The sequence below is a fragment of the Dolichospermum sp. UHCC 0352 genome (genome assembly GCF_009711925.1).
GTDB lineage: Bacteria > Cyanobacteriota > Cyanobacteriia > Cyanobacteriales > Nostocaceae > Dolichospermum > Dolichospermum lemmermannii.
Genome location: NZ_VIKY01000139.1, coordinates 14706 through 36032 on the forward strand (window position 1 = coordinate 14706; position 21327 = coordinate 36032).

General features: G+C 37.5%; 17 protein-coding genes, 1 tRNA gene and 3 pseudogenes. 15 read left to right on the forward strand and 6 right to left on the reverse strand.

Going from position 1 to position 21327, the window contains the following annotated elements; translation table 11 throughout:
• Positions 1–110: 110 nt before the first annotated feature.
• Positions 111–184: transfer RNA gene (locus FJR06_RS09510), tRNA-Arg, on the reverse strand.
• 105 nt (positions 185–289) lie between these two features.
• Here FJR06_RS09510 and FJR06_RS24315 point away from each other — a divergent pair.
• Positions 290–493 (forward strand): hypothetical protein, encoded by a 204-nt coding sequence (locus tag FJR06_RS24315; protein ID WP_174783446.1) that lies wholly within the window; start codon positions 290–292, stop codon positions 491–493.
• Positions 439–1254 (forward strand): recombinase family protein, encoded by an 816-nt coding sequence (locus FJR06_RS23960; protein WP_254434408.1) that lies wholly within the window; start codon positions 439–441, stop codon positions 1252–1254. Before FJR06_RS24315 ends, FJR06_RS23960 begins: the two co-directional genes overlap by 55 nt.
• A 113-nt stretch (positions 1255–1367) precedes the next feature.
• On the opposite strand, the gene FJR06_RS09530 is transcribed toward FJR06_RS23960, so the two are convergent.
• Positions 1368–2471: a tocopherol cyclase family protein gene (locus FJR06_RS09530; RefSeq protein WP_168651304.1), complete on the reverse strand. Its 1104-nt coding sequence runs from the start codon at positions 2469–2471 to the stop codon at positions 1368–1370.
• 680 nt (positions 2472–3151) lie between these two features.
• Between FJR06_RS09530 and FJR06_RS09535 the strand changes: the two genes are divergently transcribed.
• From FJR06_RS09535 to FJR06_RS09560, 6 genes are all read left to right on the forward strand, one after another.
• A complete protein-coding gene (locus FJR06_RS09535; RefSeq protein ID WP_174783447.1) occupies positions 3152–4576 on the forward strand; it encodes a sugar transferase in 1425 nt (474 codons plus the stop codon).
• Positions 4573–5550, forward strand: a complete 978-nt coding sequence (gene galE / locus FJR06_RS09540) for a UDP-glucose 4-epimerase GalE (protein WP_168651305.1) — start codon at positions 4573–4575, stop codon at positions 5548–5550. The genes FJR06_RS09535 and galE overlap by 4 nt, the downstream gene beginning before the upstream one ends.
• 259 nt (positions 5551–5809) lie before the next feature.
• The gene (locus tag FJR06_RS09545) at positions 5810–7999 is read left to right on the forward strand and encodes a polysaccharide biosynthesis tyrosine autokinase (protein ID WP_168651306.1); all 2190 of its coding nucleotides are present in this window, start codon (positions 5810–5812) and stop codon (positions 7997–7999) included.
• Between the two features lie 262 nt (positions 8000–8261).
• Positions 8262–8822 carry a Uma2 family endonuclease gene (locus tag FJR06_RS09550; RefSeq protein WP_168651307.1) on the forward strand — a complete coding sequence of 187 codons (561 nt, stop codon included), beginning with the start codon at positions 8262–8264 and terminating at the stop codon, positions 8820–8822.
• 296 nt (positions 8823–9118) lie between these two features.
• Positions 9119–10585, forward strand: coding sequence for a lipopolysaccharide biosynthesis protein (locus tag FJR06_RS09555; RefSeq protein WP_168651308.1), 1467 nt, complete (start codon positions 9119–9121; stop codon positions 10583–10585).
• Positions 10586–10683: 98 nt separating this feature from the next.
• The gene (locus FJR06_RS09560; protein ID WP_168651309.1) at positions 10684–11463 is read left to right on the forward strand and encodes a class I SAM-dependent methyltransferase; all 780 of its coding nucleotides are present in this window, start codon (positions 10684–10686) and stop codon (positions 11461–11463) included.
• A gap of 23 nt (positions 11464–11486) precedes the next feature.
• Here the strand turns inward: FJR06_RS09560 and FJR06_RS24320 are convergent.
• Positions 11487–11675, reverse strand: a pseudogene (locus FJR06_RS24320) (IS30 family transposase); the annotation flags it as partial.
• Positions 11676–11792: 117 nt separating this feature from the next.
• Between FJR06_RS24320 and FJR06_RS09565 the strand changes: the two are divergent.
• The 7 genes and pseudogenes from FJR06_RS09565 to FJR06_RS09595 form a co-directional block, all read left to right on the forward strand.
• Positions 11793–12740, forward strand: a complete 948-nt coding sequence (locus tag FJR06_RS09565) for a glycosyltransferase family 2 protein (protein WP_168651310.1) — start codon at positions 11793–11795, stop codon at positions 12738–12740.
• Positions 12737–13684 carry a glycosyltransferase family 2 protein gene (locus FJR06_RS09570; RefSeq protein WP_168651311.1) on the forward strand — a complete coding sequence of 316 codons (948 nt, stop codon included), beginning with the start codon at positions 12737–12739 and terminating at the stop codon, positions 13682–13684. Before FJR06_RS09565 ends, FJR06_RS09570 begins: the two co-directional genes overlap by 4 nt.
• 12 nt (positions 13685–13696) lie before the next feature.
• Positions 13697–15040 carry a hypothetical protein gene (locus tag FJR06_RS09575; RefSeq protein ID WP_015078344.1) on the forward strand — a complete coding sequence of 448 codons (1344 nt, stop codon included), beginning with the start codon at positions 13697–13699 and terminating at the stop codon, positions 15038–15040.
• Positions 15041–15351: 311 nt separating this feature from the next.
• On the forward strand, positions 15352–16509 hold the full coding sequence (locus FJR06_RS09580; protein WP_015078345.1) for a glycosyltransferase family 1 protein: 1158 nt from the start codon (positions 15352–15354) through the stop codon (positions 16507–16509).
• Positions 16506–17687 carry a glycosyltransferase gene (locus FJR06_RS09585; protein WP_015078346.1) on the forward strand — a complete coding sequence of 394 codons (1182 nt, stop codon included), beginning with the start codon at positions 16506–16508 and terminating at the stop codon, positions 17685–17687. Before FJR06_RS09580 ends, FJR06_RS09585 begins: the two co-directional genes overlap by 4 nt.
• A gap of 11 nt (positions 17688–17698) precedes the next feature.
• Positions 17699–18280 (forward strand): annotated as a pseudogene (locus FJR06_RS09590) (ISKra4 family transposase); the annotation flags it as partial.
• 124 nt (positions 18281–18404) lie between these two features.
• A pseudogene (locus tag FJR06_RS09595) lies at positions 18405–18554 on the forward strand (GDP-mannose 4,6-dehydratase); the annotation flags it as partial.
• A gap of 64 nt (positions 18555–18618) precedes the next feature.
• Here the strand turns inward: FJR06_RS09595 and FJR06_RS09600 are convergent.
• From FJR06_RS09600 to FJR06_RS09610, 3 genes are all read right to left on the reverse strand, one after another.
• On the reverse strand, positions 18619–19107 hold the full coding sequence (locus tag FJR06_RS09600) for a hypothetical protein (RefSeq protein WP_015078348.1): 489 nt from the start codon (positions 19105–19107) through the stop codon (positions 18619–18621).
• Entirely contained in the window at positions 19104–20213 is a 1110-nt protein-coding gene (locus FJR06_RS09605) for an AAA family ATPase (RefSeq protein WP_015078349.1), read from the reverse strand. Before FJR06_RS09605 ends, FJR06_RS09600 begins: the two co-directional genes overlap by 4 nt.
• 384 nt (positions 20214–20597) lie before the next feature.
• Entirely contained in the window at positions 20598–21158 is a 561-nt protein-coding gene (locus FJR06_RS09610) for an Npun_F5560 family protein (protein ID WP_168651312.1), read from the reverse strand.
• Between the last annotated feature and the right edge of the window lie 169 nt (positions 21159–21327).

Here is a 21327-nt window from a genome sequence, read left to right on the forward strand (position 1 = left end):
AATAGATATACCTCTTCCTTTGCGTCTTTGCTCCTTTGCGTCTCTGCGCGAAACAAAAACAAAATGTAGTTGCGCTTTAATTCCAAGTGCAGCTACATGACAAATACAAATGGGATTGGTGCGGATCGAACGCACGGCCTAGCGCTTAGGAGGCGCTCGCTCTATCCAACTGAGCTACAACCCCAAGAATGAACCAAATATTATCATAGCAGAATTTTTATTGAGACTGCCAAACTCTCTAATCTCAAAATAACGTAGTATACTGGGGCTAATCGTATTTAACCGAAAGATGAAATACCTAACCCCAGAACAAGTTTACAAACAATTTGGCTATCACCCTAAGACAACGGCAGAATGGGCTGACTTAGGGAAAATAGAATGTATTTCCCTGGGGGACATCGGAGATATCCAGAGTCAGCATTCATCAAAACAGTCTCAATGGATAAAGAGAGGGTTCTTTATGCCCGTGTCAGCACAAAAACCCAGTTGTTAGACCTTGACACACAAATAGATTTTTTAGGTAAAACTTACCCAGGATGCCGGGTCGTCAAGGATGTTGCCAGTGGTATGAACTGGAAGCGGAAAAACTTTCTTAAATTAATGACTCAAGTTGCCCAAAATCAAATTTCTGAAATTGTCGTGGGACATAAGGATAGGTTATGCAGATTTGGTTTTGAGTTTGTTGAGTGGTTTTGCAATCTTCACGGCTGCAAAATTGTCGTGGTGAACAATGCCAAGGCTGATAGAATTAAACGGAATAACCTTGGTAAAATCAAGTGGAATAATCGGGAAACATCCTTTAAAGGTAGGATTAAAACAATCGTTTTTACAGCCACCCATGACTTGATGTTAAATGCAATCAAGGTAGCTTTTGAAGATTTGACGGAAGCACTAAAAGGCAAAAAGCCCATGAGAAAGCGTATGAAGAGAAATGTTTCTTCATGGTGCAAGGGGATAGTTGCGGATGCCCTCAAACAAGTTTCAACCCGTGTAGGTTGCACCGTTGTTAGTGTGAATTGTGCGTATACGTCACAACTTGACTCCAGATTTAGTACCTTAACGGGTAGTAGAAATGGTGACAAGTTTACCGGACATGATGGGGTCGTGATGCACTCAGATACTAACGCTGCTGACAACGTTCTAGCAAGAATGAGTGACGTTGAAATCACTCGTTATATGAAACATTCCGATGTAAAAGTAATCTTGCTAGAACGAACTCAGAAGTTTCACCGATTCCCTAATAGTGGAAACTGAAGCGGAAACGGGCATGGATAAGCCCCAGACTCTAGAACCTAAAAGCTCTCCTTACGAGTAAGGTCAATCAGAGAGCAAATTATAAGCAATTGACGTTGTTTGACCTTGTTTAACTACGTTATTTGTGTATCCCAGTAATTATCCCAATCATCACCACCAACTTCTAAACCGCATAGATTACTACTGGCATTGAGGATAACTTGAGATTTGCTGCCATTAAGTTCTCGCAATTCTAAATTTAGCTCCCCTTGCATAGTATCCCGACAACAAAAATTTAAACCATTGCTTGTCGGTGCGCGGAGAGATGTACCTGGTAACTGGGTAGTTCCTGTCAGTTCAATTTCGTAATTTAGGTTTTTGGCTTGCATTTGCCATCTACCCCAGGGCTGAATTTGCCATTTTACTTCTGAATTCCAAGGAACAAATTCATAAAATTTGCCTTGGTGGTGGATACCAATCATCGCCACTGATTCCATCCACCATAATACACCACGTTTACCGCCACCGGCTGTTAAAGCTAAATCGGGTTGATTAATAAAAGAATTGCAATTTAGCCAAAACCATTTTTGGGGAAAAGCACCACCCCAATTTTTTTCTGCGTATGCTGGAGCATTTGTAAATTCATAAATTTTACCATGCCAATCAATCCAACCACTGGCTAAACCGTGAGCCATTAAAATTTGCCAGCCGGGTTCAAATATCTGCGAAAATGATAGCCAACCAGCGGTTGATTGCTGAAGACTATTTTGATTTCCCCATGCGTATACGGGTTTAATTTCGTATTCCCATCGGCAATAATTACCAGTGGCAGGATCTGTAATTATGCCTTGATTTAAGGTGGCTGTGGCTTGATAACCTTCTTGAATATGGTGTGTAAATTCACTGGGGATAAGATACAGGGGGGAAACTTGTAAGTTAGTTTTTCCCCAATGTCCTAATCCTAAAACATCCCGACTCGCCCAAAATTTATTCACATCGGGAAAGGTGCGACAAAGATATTCATCATTTATGCCCAGTATTTGGGCTGCACCGCCGCTGTAGGGCTGATTACCGCTGGGATCTTCGATAGAGTACATGAAGGCGATAGTTTGCTTAATTTCGGGCAGTGTGACGCGGTAATACCAGCCTTCAAAGAAACGACGATGGCTACAGTCCCAATGATAGCCGCTATGGGGAGTTTGAGTGAAATCGAGGAGGTTTTTAGGAATACTCGGCATAAGGTGTCTTTTTTGCTTACTTTTCAGTATGGGCAATGCGGAGATTTTGGATTAAGATGATTCAGGATGCGATCGCCATATCAAAGCAATCACTGAATTTAATCTTATGTCACATTCCGTAATCTCGCTGTTGCTATCCATAATTACTCGAAAAAATGCCCCCCCAAAAATAAAATCAAACATCTGTAGCCACAAAAGACATTTGATTAGCTGTCAATATTCCCATCTGCCAATAAACCCTACTTTCAAATGCGGGTTGGGTTGGTAAGTCTCCCATTAACTCAGCCTTGCTGTATCGTCTTTGTACCGCTTAGTCTCAACTTCAGCAGTGAGAAACTTTACATTTTAGTATCTGCTGTGATTAAATATTTAGTGTTGGGTATATCTATTTAGAATTCACCCACTAACTGTCGCAAAATCCCGCAGTCTATTTAAATTGTATCCATCCGGGAAGAATTGTGAAAGTATGGGGCTGAATATTTTACAAAGCAACAGCGCAACACAACGCTCATGTTATGTTTCATGGTGATTGCTCTGCAACGCAAAAGTAAACAACCTAACCTACAAATTAAGGCTTCTTACAATTTTGACAAGGTATTTATGAATTAAAGCTTTTTTCAATTTGGCGAAGCTATTGTTTACAAGTTCATTTTTTTACAAGCAACTTCAAAAAAATACTTATGTTAGAGATAGGATTTGAGACTAATAGAGGCAGCAGCAGCATTCAGTTAGTAAAACTCCCACGATTTATATCTCTATTCCTGGTGGTGGGGGATGTCCTTGGCCTATTTGTCTGCTTGGGACTTACTTCTTACTGGACGTTAAATAATCCATTGACAGGATTTGACCCATTTGTCTGCGGATTTATCTTACTGGTTTTAACAGGGATGTATTTGTCAGATACATACCATCCAGAGAAAGAAATTGCAGGTTTACAAGCTCCAAATCGCATTCTCATCAGTAGTGGAATAATTACCCTCATCACTTCATTGGTAATTTATCTATCGGAGAGTTGGGAACAGCATTCAGGAGGGATGAGGGGTATATTGCTAGTTAATCTGGGAATATTTACAATCTGGGCAATCATATTAAGACTATTGGCATTCAATTGGTGGCGATCAAAGTCCCACCAGGGTCGTTGGTTAATGCTAGGATCTGGCAATCATGCGATAAAGTTTGCCCAAATGTTCTTAACACGGAATCCCTTGGGAAGATTAGTTATCCTGACTGAAAATGGCCAACAACTGCCTGAATTAGCAGAAATAGAACCCCAACTAAGTCATGAAGGCTGCCTCAGCGACCTATCTGATTGGAGTCAGCAACCCTTATTAGGGGTGGTAGTAGGGACAAAAATCAGTCTCTCTGATGTACAAGTGCAAAGTTTAATGCAACTACGACTAAAAGGCATCCCTGTTTACCAGTTGCCCGATATTTGGGAAACTTTATGCTACAAACTTCCCTCCTCTCTACTTGAAGATGAGTGGTTTGCTTTTAGTAGTGGCTTTAACCTGGTATTTTGTGGTTTTAGTCTCAAAATCAAGCGGTTTACAGATATAATGCTGACTGGAGTATTATCTGTGCTGCTACTGCCACTCATGGTCATTGTTGGTTTAATCATTAAGTTAGATAGTCCAGGTCCAATTTTCTATAGCCAATTACGAACAGGATTATACGGTAAACCATTTCGGGTTTACAAGTTCCGTTCCATGTCTCAGGATGCTGAAAAGAAGGGCGCACAATGGGCAATTCAACGAGATCCACGCATTACCAGGGTGGGATATTGGCTACGAGTTTTGCGAATTGACGAACTACCTCAGATTTGGAATGTGTTATCTGGAGAAATGAGCCTGATTGGTCCTCGTCCAGAGAGGCCAGAGTTTGATGTCAAGCTCAAAGAAGCAATTCCTTATTATGAAATGCGCTATTTAGTCAAACCAGGAATCACAGGTTGGGCGCAGGTACTTTATCCATACGGAGCTTCCCTTGAAGATGCCTATGAAAAGCTGGCTTACGACCTTTACTATATCAAGAACTATTCTTTATGGTTGGATATAGTCATAGTCTTGAAAACCATCAGAGTTGTTTTATTGGGTAAAGGCAGATGAATCAAAAAGTCTTGGTGACAGGAGGTGCAGGCTATATTGGTTCCCACGTCGTGCGTCAACTAGGCGAGGCTGGTTATAATACAGTCGTATATGACAATTGCTCTACGGGTTTACCCCAATCCGTACTCCATGGTGAGCTAATTATTGGCGATTTAGGAGATATAGACCGCCTTTACCAAGTCTTTGGCAAACATCAATTTAGTGCAGTCCTGCACTTTGCAGCTAGTCTAGTTGTACCAGAATCCGTTGCCTATCCCCTCGATTACTACGCAAATAATACACGGAATACTCTGAATTTGCTCCGGTGCTGTAGTGTCATGGGTGTTAACCAATTGATATTTTCTAGTACAGCCGCAGTTTACGGCGAACCCCAAGAAAATCCAGTCACCGAGTCTACTCCTACCCTACCAATTAATCCCTACGGACGCTCCAAACTGATAAGCGAATTCATGATTCAAGACTATGGACTAGCTTCTTGTCTGCGGTATGTAATTCTCCGCTATTTCAACGTCGCCGGAGCCGACCCCGGTGGCAGAATCGGACAAAACTCAAGCAATGCAACTCATTTGATTGCCAATGCCTGTAATGCCGCCCTGAAACGCCAATCAGAATTGAAGATCTTTGGCACTGATTTTCCCACCCCAGATGGTACAGGAATTCGAGATTATATCCATGTTGAAGACTTAGCCGCAGCCCATGTTGATGCGTTACGCTATCTGGAACGAGATGGAGAAAGTCAAGTTCTCAACTGTGGTTATGGAGAAGGTTATAGTGTCCGGCAAGTTGTGGAACGGGTCAAAGCTATTTCTGGTGTGGATTTTCCCGTAATTGAAGTAGCGCGTCGTCCCGGAGATCCAGCCTGTGTGACTGCTGATGCAGAGAAAATTAAGCAGGTATTGAACTGGCAACCCAAGTATAATAACCTAGACAATATCATCTACAGCTTTCTATCGTGGGAAAAAGGTAAGATATGAACTTCTTTGATTAAATTTCATAGCCTGTAATTTTGCAAACTCTTCAATTTATCGAATAGTGTGTAAAAAGGATTATTTACTACCTTGTCCATTTTCTGTTTTGTTGGATTTCGCTGTCGCTTAACCCAACCTACAAATCAAGACTTTTTGCGATTTGGACAAGGTATTGCCGGAAATGACTTAATTTTGTGCAAATACATGATCTACAATTTCTACAACACTTAAGTTCTATACTTAGTATATTTTCTTAAATTAATTTATGTCTATTAACCAAGAAGACCAAGATTCCTCTCTTGATATCCAACAATACTGGCTAACATTCAAAAGACATTGGCTGGTGACATCAATTGTCTTTGCCTCTGTCTTAGGAGTCACAGCCTTACTCACTTACTCAGCAAAACCAGTTTACGAGTCGGAAGGCAAGCTGGTTTTCACTAAAAAAAGTGGGGCTTCCTCACTCGCAGGTCTCTCCCAATCCCTGGGAGAACTGGGCGGATTGACAAACCTCAGTAACCCAGTAGATACCGAATCTGAGATCATCCGCTCCTACCCCATTGTTATAAAAACTATTACCACACTGAATTTGACAAATGATCAAGGCAAACAGATTTCTTTGGAGAACTTTCTCAAAAAACTGAAGCTGAAGACTATCCGAGGAACGGATGTGATCCAGCTTTCTTACAGGAGTACTAATCCGCAAGAAGCAGCAAATGTGGTCAATTCTTTAATGAAATATTATCTGGAGAGTAATATTCGCACTAACCGCACCGAGGCCAGATCCGCGCGAGAATTTTTAGACAAGCAATTACCAGAGGTCGAGAAAAGAGTTACGAAGGCAGAAATGACCTTGCGTCGCTTTAAAGAAAACAACCGGGTGGTAGCTCTGGATGTAGAAGCCAAAACTGGTTTGGAATCTCTTGGAAAACTAGATGAGGCAATTACCCGCAGCCAGGGCGAATTAGCAGCAGCTTACACTCGATCTGTGGCTTTGCAGTATGAAATGAAGTCAACTACACAAGAGGCGGTTGATCTCAGTGCATTAAGTCAATCTCGTGGCGTACAGCAGGTACTCACAGAATACCAGAAAACACAATATGACCTAGCAACAGCGCGAACACTTTATACTAGTGATAATCCAAAAGTTGTGAATTTGGTATTGAAAGAGGCATCTCTTAAAAAGTTACTAGAAGAGCGAGTTACCCAAACCATTGGTAGTTCCAAGTCTCTCCCCCAACAGAATTTGCAGGTAGGAGAACTCAAACAGGCATTAACTCAAGATCTAGTCAAATCAGAGGTGGAAAGGTTAGCCTTAACAAACCAAATCGGAGAATTGCGAAAGGTATTTATAATTAATAGGCGACGTTTGGATAGCTTACCTCGACTGGAACAACAACAGCTACAGCTACAGCGACAGTTATCCGTGGCACAAATCACCTATCAAGAATTTCTGAAGCAATCTCAGTTAGTTCAGGTGCTAGAAAATCAGAATGTAGGTAATTCGCGGATTATCTCTGAGGCTTTAGTTCCTGAACGTCCCGTTTCTCCCAAGATTCCCCTCAACTTAGCACTAGGCGGATTTTTGGGAATCCTCTTAGGTGCGGGAACAGCGCTGCTGTTGGAATCTATGAATCAATCTCTCAAAAATGTTGAAGAAGCGAATCGGCTGTTGGGTTTTCCTTTGCTGGGGGCGATTCCCCAATATGGTGAAAAAAATCCAAAACATCGGCAGGAAGGTCGGCAAGAGTTGCCCTTGTTGGATAACCCCTATTCACCAGTCAGTACATCTTTTGAAATGCTCCAGACTAATTTAGGCTTTACCCTATCTGACAAAGAATTACGGGTAATTTTGCTCACTAGTTCAACCCCTGGAGAAGGTAAATCTTTTGTGGCAGCAAATTTAGCCCTAGCCGCAGCCCACGTAGGACGACGAGTGCTGTTAGTGGATGCCGATATGCGCCGTCCCCGTCAGCACCGCGTTTGGGAAATACCCAATTTATTGGGACTAAGCAATATCTTAGCAGGTCAGACGCAGTTAAAAAATGCTGTCCAGGAGGTATCTCCCCAGGTGAATATGTTGCCAGCCGGAAAAATTCCGCCTAACCCAGTCGCACTTTTGGATTCCCAGCGCATGGCTGACTTGATTGCAGAAGCAAGGAATGATTATGATTTTGTCATCATTGACACACCACCCTTGACTGCTGTTACTGATCCACTGATTGTTGGTAAGTATGTGGATGGATTATTGCTGGTTGTCCGTCCTGGCAAGGTAGAATATTCAGCGGTGAAGTCATCGAAATTATTACTTAATCATGGGAAAGTGCCTATTTTGGGAATGGTAGTGAATGGTATTAGTGAGGAAAGTAGTTATGGTGGGTATTATTATCAGAGAGGTTATTACGGTCAGAAAGTAGATAGTAAGGGGAAGTTTTCTCAGGCCAATCTGCGGTAAGACTTGACTTTATTTCCCGCTCATGTAATATTAACCTACTAAGATGTAGAGTTTTTTGGTTAGTGCAAATACAGTTTACACCGCTGAGAAATTAACTAAAATTATTCGTTTTTTAGGAGTTGAGCTTTGATGGTCTTTTGATCTCAGTTCCTCCCTCGCCACCTACTCGTAACTGGGAAGGCTGAAGTAGGGGAAAGCTATGTCTAAATTATGGTATAATTATCAAAACGATGTCGACTAAGAGCTACAATAATTATCCTTTATGACCATCAGCGCCATAAAATCTCTCACATTGCAGGAGTTTCTGATGCTACCGGAAACAAAGCCAGCATCAGAGTTCTTGGGTAGGGAAATTATTCAAAAACCTACGCCGAAAGGAAGACACAGCCGACTGCAAGGGAAACTTAGTGGCGAAATTAATTTGGTGAGTGAATCTGAAAAAATTGCCTATGCTTTCCCTGAACTCAGGTGTAGCTTTGGTAATCGCTCAATTGTTCCTGATATAGCAGTTTTTACATGGGAACATATTCCTTTCCTTAGCAGTGGAGAAGTCCCAGATAGATTTGAAGTAGCTCCCGATTGGGTAATTGAGATTCTTTCTCCTGAACAGAAATCAAATAAAGTGATTGGCAATATCTTGTATTGTATGGAGCATGGGTGTAAATTAGGATGGTTTCTTGATCCTGATGATTTAAGTATTCTAGTATTTTTGTGCGATCGCCAACCAATACTGATGGAAAAAACCGATATTCTGCCTGTATTGGCAGGAATAGAGTTAAAATTAACTGTTGATGATGTATTTGGCTGGTTGAGAATGGCTTAACTAAGCAATACCTTGTTTTAGGAGTTGAGCTTTGATAGTCTTTTGATCTCAGTTCCTCCCTCGCCACCTAGTCGTAACTGGGAAGGCTGAAATAGGTGAAAGCTATGTCTATATGATATAACCACTCAATTGTAACCGCTCAATCAATAGGGACAGACTACCTGGCTGAGAACGGTTTTAAGTTAGTTGATACTTATAACTAAACGCGCTACCGTGAATTATTGGGCGGTTACACTTAAATTATTCAAAAAATCTATTGTTTAACGACACCAAATTACTGAAGTAAATTTACTAAATTGAAAAACAGCTTTTTAAAGAATGGATTCTATAATACTGCTGGCGGAATTATCCGAATTGGTTTGGCTATACTTACAATTCCTTTACTGATTCGCTTGATTGGAGTTGAGGAATATGGACTTTGGACTCTAGCTTCTAGTGTTATCGCAATTGTTGGTTTAGCTGAAGCTGGTCTTGCTACTGCAACCACTGTGTTTGTTTCTCAGGACTTAGGAAAGGAAGATAGTGATGGGTTATCACAAACTTTAACTGTGACAGTTGGAGCCATGCTGATATTGGCTACAATCGCAGCGTTCGCTCTTTGGTTTGGTGCTGAGGGTATTGTTAGTATATTTACTAAATTAGATAATACACAACAGTTGACAGGGGTAAAAGCTTTACAGATTGGTGGATTAGTATTGTGGTCGCGATTACTTCAACAGGTTTTAGTTGGTGTGGAGCAAGCATATCAGCGCTATGGTTTGATGAATCTGCTAAATACGATTCAGTCTGCACTAATTACACTGGGAATGTTAGTGATAGCTTACAGAGGAGGACGGACAATAGCATTGATGCAGTGGCAAGCTGTTGCTGCTGTAGCAGTTTTGTTAAGCCATGCCTGGGTGGTGCAATCATTACTTAAAACTGTAAATCTCCACCTGGCTTGGAGTAAAGATAAAGGACTTGCAGTAGGACGCTATAGCGTAATGATTTGGTTGAGTTCTTTGGGAAGCGCACTTTTTGCAAGAGGAGATCGTATAATTGTAGGAAGTTTGCTAGGGACTCAAAGTTTAGGGGTTTATGCGGCGATAACTGATATTACAACACAAATTAATGTACTTTCTTCATTACCTGTACAACCTTTAGTTCCTGCGGTCAGCCATTTAATCCAAAATATAAATAATGAACAAACAAAACAAAACATTAAGCAAGCTATTCAGTTGAATGGTCTCGTTGCTCTTGGTTTAGGAGGTATATTAATAACACTTTCCCCATTGATATGTAGCTTAATTTTCACAAATGTAATAGATATTAAATACATATTTTTATTTTGTATTTCTACGGTAATTTATTCACTTTATTCTCTCAATGCTGTTGGTTACTATATCCTACTTGGCATAGGTGCAGCTAATATTTGTGCTATTGTAGTAGCAGCTAGTGGCTCTTTATCTCTCATAATGATTGCGTTGGGGGCATATAATTTTGGTTTGATCGGAGCAATCTGTGGAAATTTCCCTTATTTATTCACAAATCTGCTATTGTTAATGGGAGTTAAGCACTTTTGTATTCCTCAAAATACAGTGATAAAATGGTTAAAGTTCCCTTTATTGTTTTTCTGCATTGTTGTGTGTCTACATTATTTTATACCTTATAGCGAGTTCCTAAGATTAGGATATGCTATACTACAAAGCTGTATTTTGTTGATTTGGTTCACCGCAAACAACAAGGATTTTTTCACAAAAAAAATATTTAAAAGTGAGGTCTAATTATGAACTGTGTTTACTGCAAGGGATATCTTAAAGAATTTAGTGTCCGAAATGTCCGAAACGACCCAAACACTAAATCTATAAAAGAGCATGTGCTTATGTTAAATTCTTCTGATTTAAAGAATATGCTTCCATCAATGACTCATGGTAAATGTGTTAGTTGTGGTTCTATTATCGCTACTGATAATAGAATGAAAAGTGAAGAATTATTACTAAGCATGTACAATGATCTTCCAAAAGATTATTGGCAAGAACTCGAAACAGAAAAAAGTAATTCTTTTTTTGTTGAATTGGGGAATCTTCTCAATCCGAATCAAGATAATATTATGTCTATCTGTGACGTTGGTTGCGGTGATGGTAAATTCTTGGATTGTATCAGCGAATCTTGGCAAAAATTTGGTGTAGAGCCAGGTAAAGCTAGTGAAAATATGATAAATCATGAAAAGATTACTTACTTTAATGGAACTTTAGATAAAAGCCCATTTAGGAAGCATTCAATGGACATCATTACGTACATAGATGTTTTTGAACATTTAGCTGATCCTATAAAAGAGATAAAAATAGCAAAAGAATTTTTATCCCCAAATGGTAAGATAGTGATATTTACAGGTAATGCTAATAGCATATACTCAAGAATGTCTGGAAAAAACTGGATATATCTTGCTTATGTCGGTCATATTGCAGTTGCTTCTGAAAAAGGTCTAATAAATGCTTTAAATTCATGCGGTCTTAATAAGATAGATGTATTAAACGTAAATCATCATTCTTCTGTGACTTTTCCAAAGTGGCTGTTTTATTTACTTGCTAGTAAGTTGTTAGGCAATCGAGGTAATATACCATTATTCAATGACCATATGATTGTGATTGCAAGTGTTTGAAATATTAAATTTTGAAGTATGGATATTTTAAAGTTCGTGGGTTTGGGATAGAATTGTCGAGTTAATCCATTCGTGTATTCGTTCAATCCACGCTTCCATAAATGATATAGCTTTGAAAAGAAACATTCTAATTTCAAGCTTTCAGATAGCTTCTGATGTCCACAGAATTCTCCTTCATTATCAATCTCAAGCCTCATAAACGTCTCTTTTTTCAACGTGGCTTTCAGGCTCTATCCCTTATGAAACAAGCTGTTTAGCCGCCTTGTCACCCGTTAAAGCTCTATGGTCGTAGCACTGACACTCTTGAATCTTTCCTTTTTTATGACTTTATGGAAATCTCCAGCATCCCAGAATATTTGAAAAAAAAATCTTATCCTGAACGTATAGAAGGCGGACTTAGAGAGATTAATAGTAATCGCAAGGACGAAAATCACCAACATAATCAACCATTAGTTACGATTATAACCGTTGTGTTTAATGGAGAAGAATATATAGAATCTACAATTAAAAGTGTAATTAATCAAACACATGAAAACATAGAATATTTGGTGATAGATGGTGGAAGCAATGATGGCACTTTAGAAATACTTAAAAAGTATTCAGCCCATATTGATTACTGGCTTAGTGAACCAGATAATGGGATTTATGATGCTATGAATAAAGGTATAGCCTTGTCTTCTGGTGATATTATAGGGTTGCTTAATGCAGGTGATACATATCTACCAAATGCACTTTCATTGTTAGTTGAACAATTTGTTCCTAGCGATAATTTATCCATTTATTATGGTGATATTTACCTTGGCTACACAGATGCGAATATTACTATAAAATCTTCTGCAAGTATTGATAGGTTAAAATACTCAATGACTATTTGTCATCAAGCTATATTCATTACGAAGCATACATACTTAAATCAAGGACTATATAATCTTAATTACAAATATGCTTCAGATTACGCTTACGTATTCTCTTTGTTACTAATTGGTGCTGAATTTCATTACTTAGGTGGCGTAGTGGCATATTATCAAACTGGAGGAGTAAGCGATAATAAAATTTTTAATTTGAAATTAGAGTACATCAAAATTCATCGGAATTTAAAAAGTCCATTTTTGTATCGTGCATTAATTTTATACATTCAAGAGTTACTTTCATACTATTTCTATAAGATAGTAGGATATTTTTTCGGAAAGCAAAAAGGCGCAGAGTTCAGAAAAAAACGTTTAATAAATAAATATCAGACACACATACTACAAAATCAAGAGGTTAAATCTAAATGAATAAATTAATAAATACCCCAATTTTACTTTCGCTTATTGTACCCGTGGTAAAGCCTGAATTGTTTTTAGAAAAACTATTTATTTCTCTTAGCAATTTGAAGCATGAACAAATCGAACTAGTCTTGATTAACCAATCAGGGAAAGAAATAGATATACTTAGAAAAATTCTCAATATTAAATTAGTTGAGTATGTGCGAAATAGCTTAATTCCTGCTGCTGAAGCAAGAAATCTTGGAGCATCACTAGCATCCGGTGAATATCTCTTTTTTTTGGATGATGACGCTTTTATCTACTCTAACATAATATCCCTAGAAGAACTGATTATTAGTTTGCCAAATGGGCCAAATCTGCTGGTACCTCAACGAGGAGAGGTAATAGATGGCTGCTATATTTCTCACTGGCCACAGAATACATCGAAAATAACGTATAGAAATTTTTCAAGATTTATAATTGAATGGAACTTAATTATAAAAAAAGAGCTATTTTTGCAATTAGGCGGTTTCAATGATATGGGTCCTGGTTCACATCATGCATGTCAATGTGGGGAAGCTTTTGTTCTAACTTCAAAAATCATAGTGACTGGCCAATCAATCAAGCTATGTCCTAACATTAAAGTTGCACATCCTGGACTATTTGAAAAGGCTAAAAACACTAAAAATGCTCTTGCTTATGCTTATGCTACAGGATTTGCAATTGGAATTGGATTAAATTATTTTAATTTTATCGCTAAAATTTATTGGATTAATAGGGGAATTTTCTCTGCTTTTTATGAACTATTGAGACATAGTAAAAATCAAATTAAACTAGTTGAGAATGTTAATTTATTTATATATAGGTTAGCTATATTGAAATGTAAAATTTTGGGTTTAATTGATGCTGTTACTAAGAGTAAGCCCCGGTCTTTAATATGGTTAGATGCAGAAGCAAAAAAAATAATAAATTAGTGATAGTGAAAAATGAACGATTTTATATTCGATTGGATATGGTTGTATACACAAATTTTGTTACTAATTATTCTAATAATTCGAGAGCTTGTTCAAAATCATAACCGTAACTTATATGTTGTATTTATATCAGCAACAATGTTGACTTTGGTTCAAGGTCAAGCATGGTGGTTATTAAGTCAATTCCAAAATGGAGATTCGGATATTGTACATTTGTATCAGTTATTGAGCTTGGAAAGCACACGATTAGCAAATTTATATGCAGGTTTATGTACTATTAGCCTATTCATAACTTATACATGGATGGCAAGGCATAAATTTAAAAACAAAGGCTTTTTAAATTCAGAAGTAGTTGTTTTTTCAATCAAAAATACTAACTCCCTCGTGTCATACATAGTGATAGCCCTTTGGGTTACGGTCTTTGGTGGAATTTTAATACTTCTGCTAGGTGGGTTACAAGCAGCTATAGATAATCCAGGAAATTCTGTTGGAGGACAGACTTTCCTTCTAATTGGTGTTAGTTTGGGTAAAATGCCTTTACTATACAAATTATCTCTTAAACAAAGGCTGAATAGAGTTGATATCCTAACATTTGGCTTTACTTTCTTGCTGACCTTAATCAATTCCCGTTTTTTAGCAACTTTCATGCTTGTTCAAGTCCTATTAATATTCAACTACTGCTGGAAACAAATTCCACGCCGTTGGATTATTGCTAGTAGTTTTGTTTTCATATTTATCTTTATAATTTATGGACTGTATAGAGATAACAGTGCAATAAATTATAATTTAAGTTTATTTGAAAGGTTAGAAGAAATCTCGAGTCGTTTGAATCAGCAAGACAGTCCAATTGAATGGTTTTACCGTACCAATGTTGAGGTTTTTGCGGGCTTAGCAGGCATTTTAACTTATGAAAATAACGTAGGAGGTATTAACAGTGATTTCGGTTTATCTAATCTAAGCTTATTCACGCAATTTATTCCAAATATGATTCGCAATGACCCATATCTAGTAGGTCCGTTAACAGATTTCTTGAAGTCATTGTATCCATACCCTGAAGGTTCAGTTGTTCCATCAGGACTTGAAACTTTTTATGCTCATTTTGGTGTATTTGGACTAATACTTTTAGGCATATTGTTAGGATATTTATCCTACTTTTTGCATATGAAAATGCTTTATCAAAATGATGATACTTTGAAAGTATCTTTACTATCAGTACAATTAATTAATATAGTCCGAACTATGCTTTCTAATGTTCTATTTTTTGGATTAGCAGATTGGACTATGCTTTTCGCTTATAGACTGATATTAAATTTTGGAAAAAAGCAAGATAAGCGAGCAGATTACAAGAGTTATTAGGTTGTTTATTTGATGACAACGAAATTGTTCTTTTATACAAGGAATTGTAAAATGATTAAAAGCTTTGAATCAGACTGTCAATATATCATTAATTCAGCACATAATTTTGCAGTCAAAAATCCAGATTTTACAGGTTCTCTTTGGTTTCTGCTAAAGAGGTTTATCGATAAATTATGGTGGGTTATAGGCTATAAGCCTTAATTATGCTGGATTATTACTTTGCATCAACACCATAATTTATTTCAACATGAAATAGTCATTAACCCTACCTGCTATTTACGATTACGTCAAGACTGAAGGAGTACCTTTAATTGATTATTGGAATTGATACCCGCTTTGCACTCAAAAAGCGTAGGGGAATAGGCAACTATACCCTCAATTTATTGCAATCTTTAGCAAAAATAGATCAGGAAAATCAGTATTTTCTTTATACAGATCAACCTGATTCTGAAAATATTTTACCAAAAGCTGCAAATTTTGAAGTTAGAATCCTAGTCCCAGCCAATTATTTACTATGGGAACAGCTAGTTCTGCCAAGACAAGCAATTAAAGATGGTATAGACGTACTTCATTGCACTGCTAACACATCTCCAGTTTTTCTAAAAAAAAGTACAAAACTGATAGTCACTATTCATGATGTGATGTATCTGAAAGATTCCGTACTATTGCCAAAGTCAAATGTTGCTTATCAAAGACTAGGTAGGATATACAGAAGTGCTATTGTCAGCAAAACTATTAGAAATGCTACTAAAGTGATTACAGTTTCTAACTTTTCTAAAAGCGATATTCTGCATCACTTTCCCAGTCTTCAAACAAGCTCAATTATAACTACCTATGAAGCACCGGATGCTGCATTTAGGATACTTGACAGGGGAAACGCATCTAAAATTATCAAGAATAGTTTTAATCTATCTGGAAAGTATTTATTAACTTTAGGTGGTACAGATCCACGAAAAAACACAAAATTAGTTATTAGAGCTTTTTCAAAGCTAAAGCAAACGAAAAACATTGATGAAAAGTTAGTTATCGTAGGAATTCCGAACTGGAAGCAGTCTGAATTTTATGATCTTGTGTGTTTACTTGAATATGGAAATGATGTTATTTTTACTGACTATGTTACTCAGGAGGAATTAGTATGTCTCTATAATTGTGCAACATTATTTATCTATCCTTCTTTATACGAAGGCTTTGGTATCCCACCCTTAGAATCAATGGTTTGTGGTACTCCAGTTATTACCTCTAATACAACATCTATTCCTGAAATTGTTGGAGATGCCGCTTTGCAAGTAGACCCCACCAATCAAGAAGAACTTGAAACAGCAGTATATAAATTATTGATTGACAGTTCTTTAAGAAATAACTTAATTCAGCGTGGATTAGCAAGAGCAAAGCAATTTTCTTGGCAAAGAATGGCTGAAGAGACTCTAGATATCTATAAATCTATTATTGCTTATGATAATAACTCATGAAAATACTTTTTGTTACTCCGAGATTTCCTTACCCCTTGTTACAAGGAGACCAACTGATACTCTATCATCGTCTTCGTATCTTAAGTCAGCGACATGAAATTACATTGTTGACCCTTTATCATAGTTCGTGGGAACTAGAAAATATTGATCAGATACGTCCTTACTGTAAAGCAATATATACTGTTCCTCTTCCTAAATGGCAATCACTTATCAATGTAGGAAAAGGTTTATTTACTTCACAATTACCTCTTCAAGCTTGCTACTACTCTTCTAGTAGGTTTCAGCAACAGCTAGATTCAATTTTAGCAGCCAACAACTTTGATATAGTTCATGCTTTTATGATGAGGATAGCCCCTTATTTTCATCATATACACACCCCTAAAATTATAGAACTGATTGACTCGATGCAACTAAATTTAGAGCGTCGTGTAGTGTTGGAATCTTTTCCTCGACGCTGGATTTTTCAGGAGGAACTTCAACGAGTCATCCGCTACGAACGTGATTTGCCTAACTTATTTAATAAGTTAGTAGTTGTATCTGAAAAAGATGCACAACTAATTCCTAGTGACCGAGTGAAAGTTATCCCAAATGGGATAGATACTGATTTTTTTAGTCTACAACAACAATCTCCAATAGATCCAACTCTAATTTTCTCTGGAAATATGAGTTATGCACCTAATATTCATGCTGTTAAGTGGTTTGTTGAACTTTGTCTACCAATAATTCAACAAACAGTTCCTAATGTTTCTCTTATAATTGCTGGAGCAAAACCTTCTAGAGAAGTTCGCAGTTTAGCGCGAAAAGAAGGAGTTATAGTGACTGGTTTTGTAGAGTCTATGCCAGAAACTCTGAAACAGGCAAAGGTTGCGATCGCTCCTATGCAATCAGGATCAGGTATGCAAAACAAAATTTTGGAAGCAATGGCTTCTGGACTACCTGTAGTCACTACAACATTAGGACTTGGTTCTCTGAGTGCAAAACCTGACAAGGAAATTTTGATAGCAGATAGTCCAGAAGATTTTGCGAAAGCTACGATTACTCTGCTACAAAACTCTGATCTAGCTAGAGAGATTAGAAATCTTGCAAGACAATTTGTTGTGAATAAATATAGCTGGGAATTTTCAGCTAACCAAGTTGAAAACCTGTACAATCAGATAATCATTGATAGAGGCAGATAAACTGAAGTTTTCAAACTATCAAGAAAACAACAGCCGCGCAAGTACCCAAACGGCAAGTGGAAGAATTAGCGCAAACAATTGCCAGAGACTTTAATGAGTTCTATGAATACCAGCAATCACAATCACAGCAATTAGAACAGACAGGAGAAATCATCGTCATCAGTGCCGATGGCAAGGGTGTAATCATGGGTCGAGAAGATTTACGCCCCAGTACCCAAAAACGAGCAATTGCTAGTCAAAGGAAACTAGAAAAACGATTGACCAAAGGGGAAAAGCGTAACTCAAAGCGGATGGCAACGGTAGCTGCTGTTTATACTATCAAACCATTTATTCGTACCGCCGAACAAATTATCAACCCCAAGGAATTTCCCCAGAGCCAACGTCCTCGTCCTGAAGTCAAGCGCGTTTGGGCTTCTTTAGTCAAAGAACCGGAAACGGTGATTTCTGAGGCGTTTGATGAGGCATTGCACCGTGATCCAAATCAACAAAAACACTGGGTGGCATTAGTTGATGGCAATAAGACACAATTACGTCTTCTCAAACAATTGTCTCGAAAACACAATATTAAGCTGACAATTGTTCTTGATATTATAAGGAAGAACGCCGAAAACCCTTGAAAATGTGGCTGACTCAGGAAGCCACATTTGGGCCAAAGGTGTCTCTCAAGCTCGTTGCTCTACTACTCCACCACCAATACCAATGGTTGTTTGATCTCCTGCTTTTAACTTTGTTGGGTTAAACTGGCAAGATTACGTTGTTGTTGATCCTGCTTTTTACCGACCAGATGAATCAGTGCAATTAGTGGGTAATATTGATAAAATTCACAACCAATTAGGTTGGAAACCCCAATATTCCTTATTTTTTTAGAGGAAGATATTAAATTTCTCTTTTTTTAGGCTTTTTCTTAGCAGTGTAACTATTGTTTCTTGGTTTAATTTGGAAACAAAAATGGTTTAATAGATAAAATCATCCGTTCTAACTCAGGTTTATTATGTATGAGAAGACAATGTTCCCATAATTTATGATTGTTTTCCGCGCAATCTGTAGCCAGAGATTCTCCAATAGTCTCAAAATTCTTTTGAATATCCCTTTTAAGACTCTCTGGATTAGATTGTACACCTAAAACAAATACTCTATTTTTTATATCATCTGGAATATAACTTTCTACAAAATTTAATCTATCTTCACATTCATCAAAATCAATAATTAATAGGATGTTTCTCTGTGGATATTGTCGCATAGCTTTGATATGATCATTTGTGAATTTATCTACAGCTTTTTTCCAACCATCAGCAATTGGTAGGATTTGAATAGCCCGATTATTCACATTCAAATTTTGAATAAATCCATTAACAATCTGACGATTAGCATCATCTTCAGGTAAAATTAACAAATGTGGTTTATTCTTATTTATACTCATAATTCTATATCACCACAAATCAAAGAATTAATCAAATCGCCAGTAACAGGTATATCACTAAGCAATCTAATTAAAGTTGGTTCTAAGTGACTTTTTCTATCCAGAATAAAAGTGTTTTCATTGGAGAATTTTCTAATTGCTTCAGGATTATGAGAAGTTACTAAAATTTGGCCACTATCCTTAAATGAACGTCTCAGAGATGTGATAAAATGACCTACTTCTGAGATAGAGAGATAGTTGTCAGGTTCATCCCAAAAGCAAAAAACTGACCCATAGAATTTATTAGCTGCTAATACCACAGCACAAAGAAAAAAGCATTTTTCACCATCAGATAAATCTTGAAAGTTAACATTCAAGGTTGCATTATTTTCAGCAAATCTCACAATTAAACTTTTGAACTCTTTACCGATAAGTTCATTCAAGAAATCTTGAAAATCGGGCATAACTTCCCGTAAATATTTATCAACGTCTCTATAGGCCGCAGGATATCTACCAAGTAAACCAGAAAACCATTCCCCAATATTTGCACCATCTCTGTTTGGTTGTAAAGTTTCTCCGTGGGAATCTCCAGTCATTAAACTAGGAATTGGTGCTAGAATAATTATATGAGCCAGCCAATTTTTGAAAGTATGAAGTGGATCTGTTTCTGATTGCTCCTGAATAACTGGAAGGGCTACTAAATGCCAATCTACTAAAAACTGAGATTCACGATTTTGTGAACTACTATAAATAGTAACTTGTGCTTCTTTCCGAGAGTAAATTGGATTTCCTGCAACTAAAAGTTGTTCTTCAAAAACTCGCAATTCTTTAAATTTTTCTGGCAACTCTAAGGCCAGGACGTATTTATATAATTTCTCCTCAAGTAATACTTCTATTTCCAAGCGAATGGGAACATCATACCTGCCACGAGTAAAATCTTTAGACTTGACAAGTTGACCAACTCTATTTATGCCTCTACCAATAGATTGAAATACCTCTAATGCGGTTGCAATAGTTGATTTACCTGTGCCATTTTTTCCAATCAAGAGAGCAGATGACATCTCCTTCATTGTTAATTCAAAGTTTTCTAAACACCTGAAGTTGTGTACATATAGTCTTTGGAGCATAATCAAATAATTTCCCGGAATGGCAAGTGAAATAACTTTTTGGTGAGATATACCAATTATAGGTTCAGATACCTGACTTCGTAGAAAAATCAGGGTTTTAGCTTAACCATGAGTGGTTATCACTAACTTATTCTCAATGTCTGCAACAAGTCTATCTAGATATCCTCAATTTTCCAAATCCGACAAAGAAAAATGCACCTATTCTATTTTGAGACACCATCAGCCAAAACCTTGCACTTTTCGACAACAAAAAAACCTGAAACCCTTATCTGTTATTCCTTCTAATCTTATTCAGCAAGCCCTAACTAAAATCCGCAGTACCTCAAAAAAAGATAGGTACTGCGGAATAAAAATTTTGATTTATTTCAAATACAGTCACAAATTTTAGACATTTTGGGCAGCAGGTAAACTATCGGTTGCAACTTCCGAACGAGGAAAAGTAGGTAAATCAATACCGCCATGATTGGTGTAGCGGTTCTTGAGTGCTAAACGATAACTCACACTTTGCAATTCGGCTTGCAATTGGCGATTTTCTCGTTGTAGGATTGTTACCTTGTCTCGCACTGGTGTCATGCGTTCCTCAAACTTACGACGGTAAATCTGGGGTAATTCCTGTACTACCTGCTCTAACATTCGACTACGATCAGTTAGTTCTTGTACAGACTGTCGTAATTGGTAAATCTCCGTATCACGATTCGTAATTTGATCTTGATAGAACGTCACCTGCTGTTCGACGGCTTGGATTTGATCTCTTAAAGCCTGCAATTGACTCAAATCTATCTCTGGCTCAGATTTTGGCGGTGTAAAGTTAGTATTACCCTTAACTAGCCGGAATAGTTCTTGAGATAACTGTTGAACTAATTGATCTCGCAGTTGCAAGTCTTGGCGCAACTGCGAGATTTCGGTGGACAGTTCTTGGATGTTTGGTATATCAGATTGGCTCACAGTCACTTAAAGCTCTTACTTAATATATATAGTTAATTTTTCACTTGCGCCGATTATATCACATAGGTCGCAGTTCGAGTGAAATAATTGAGCGATTTTTAGTAATTTCCTGATGTCGCAGTATGACGCAGGCCATACTGCTGAACTGCTAAGAGACTTCCAATTAAAG

Excerpts from the sequence above, each read along its gene's own strand:
- FJR06_RS09530 (WP_168651304.1), bottom strand. The coding sequence starts at position 2,471 with ATGCCGAGTATTCCTAAAAACCTCCTCGATTTCACTCAAACTCCCCAT.
- FJR06_RS09570 (WP_168651311.1), top strand. The coding sequence starts at position 12,737 with ATGAATAAATTAATAAATACCCCAATTTTACTTTCGCTTATTGTACCC.
- FJR06_RS09545 (WP_168651306.1), top strand. The coding sequence starts at position 5,810 with ATGTCTATTAACCAAGAAGACCAAGATTCCTCTCTTGATATCCAACAA.
- FJR06_RS09585 (WP_015078346.1), top strand. The coding sequence starts at position 16,506 with ATGAAAATACTTTTTGTTACTCCGAGATTTCCTTACCCCTTGTTACAA.
- FJR06_RS09550 (WP_168651307.1), top strand. The coding sequence starts at position 8,262 with ATGACCATCAGCGCCATAAAATCTCTCACATTGCAGGAGTTTCTGATG.
- FJR06_RS09605 (WP_015078349.1), bottom strand. The coding sequence starts at position 20,213 with ATGCTCCAAAGACTATATGTACACAACTTCAGGTGTTTAGAAAACTTT.
- FJR06_RS09535 (WP_174783447.1), top strand. The coding sequence starts at position 3,152 with ATGTTAGAGATAGGATTTGAGACTAATAGAGGCAGCAGCAGCATTCAG.
- FJR06_RS09565 (WP_168651310.1), top strand. The coding sequence starts at position 11,793 with ATGGAAATCTCCAGCATCCCAGAATATTTGAAAAAAAAATCTTATCCT.
- FJR06_RS09600 (WP_015078348.1), bottom strand. The coding sequence starts at position 19,107 with ATGAGTATAAATAAGAATAAACCACATTTGTTAATTTTACCTGAAGAT.
- FJR06_RS24315 (WP_174783446.1), top strand. The coding sequence starts at position 290 with ATGAAATACCTAACCCCAGAACAAGTTTACAAACAATTTGGCTATCAC.
- FJR06_RS23960 (WP_254434408.1), top strand. The coding sequence starts at position 439 with ATGGATAAAGAGAGGGTTCTTTATGCCCGTGTCAGCACAAAAACCCAG.
- galE (WP_168651305.1), top strand. The coding sequence starts at position 4,573 with ATGAATCAAAAAGTCTTGGTGACAGGAGGTGCAGGCTATATTGGTTCC.
- FJR06_RS09560 (WP_168651309.1), top strand. The coding sequence starts at position 10,684 with ATGTTAAATTCTTCTGATTTAAAGAATATGCTTCCATCAATGACTCAT.
- FJR06_RS09575 (WP_015078344.1), top strand. The coding sequence starts at position 13,697 with ATGAACGATTTTATATTCGATTGGATATGGTTGTATACACAAATTTTG.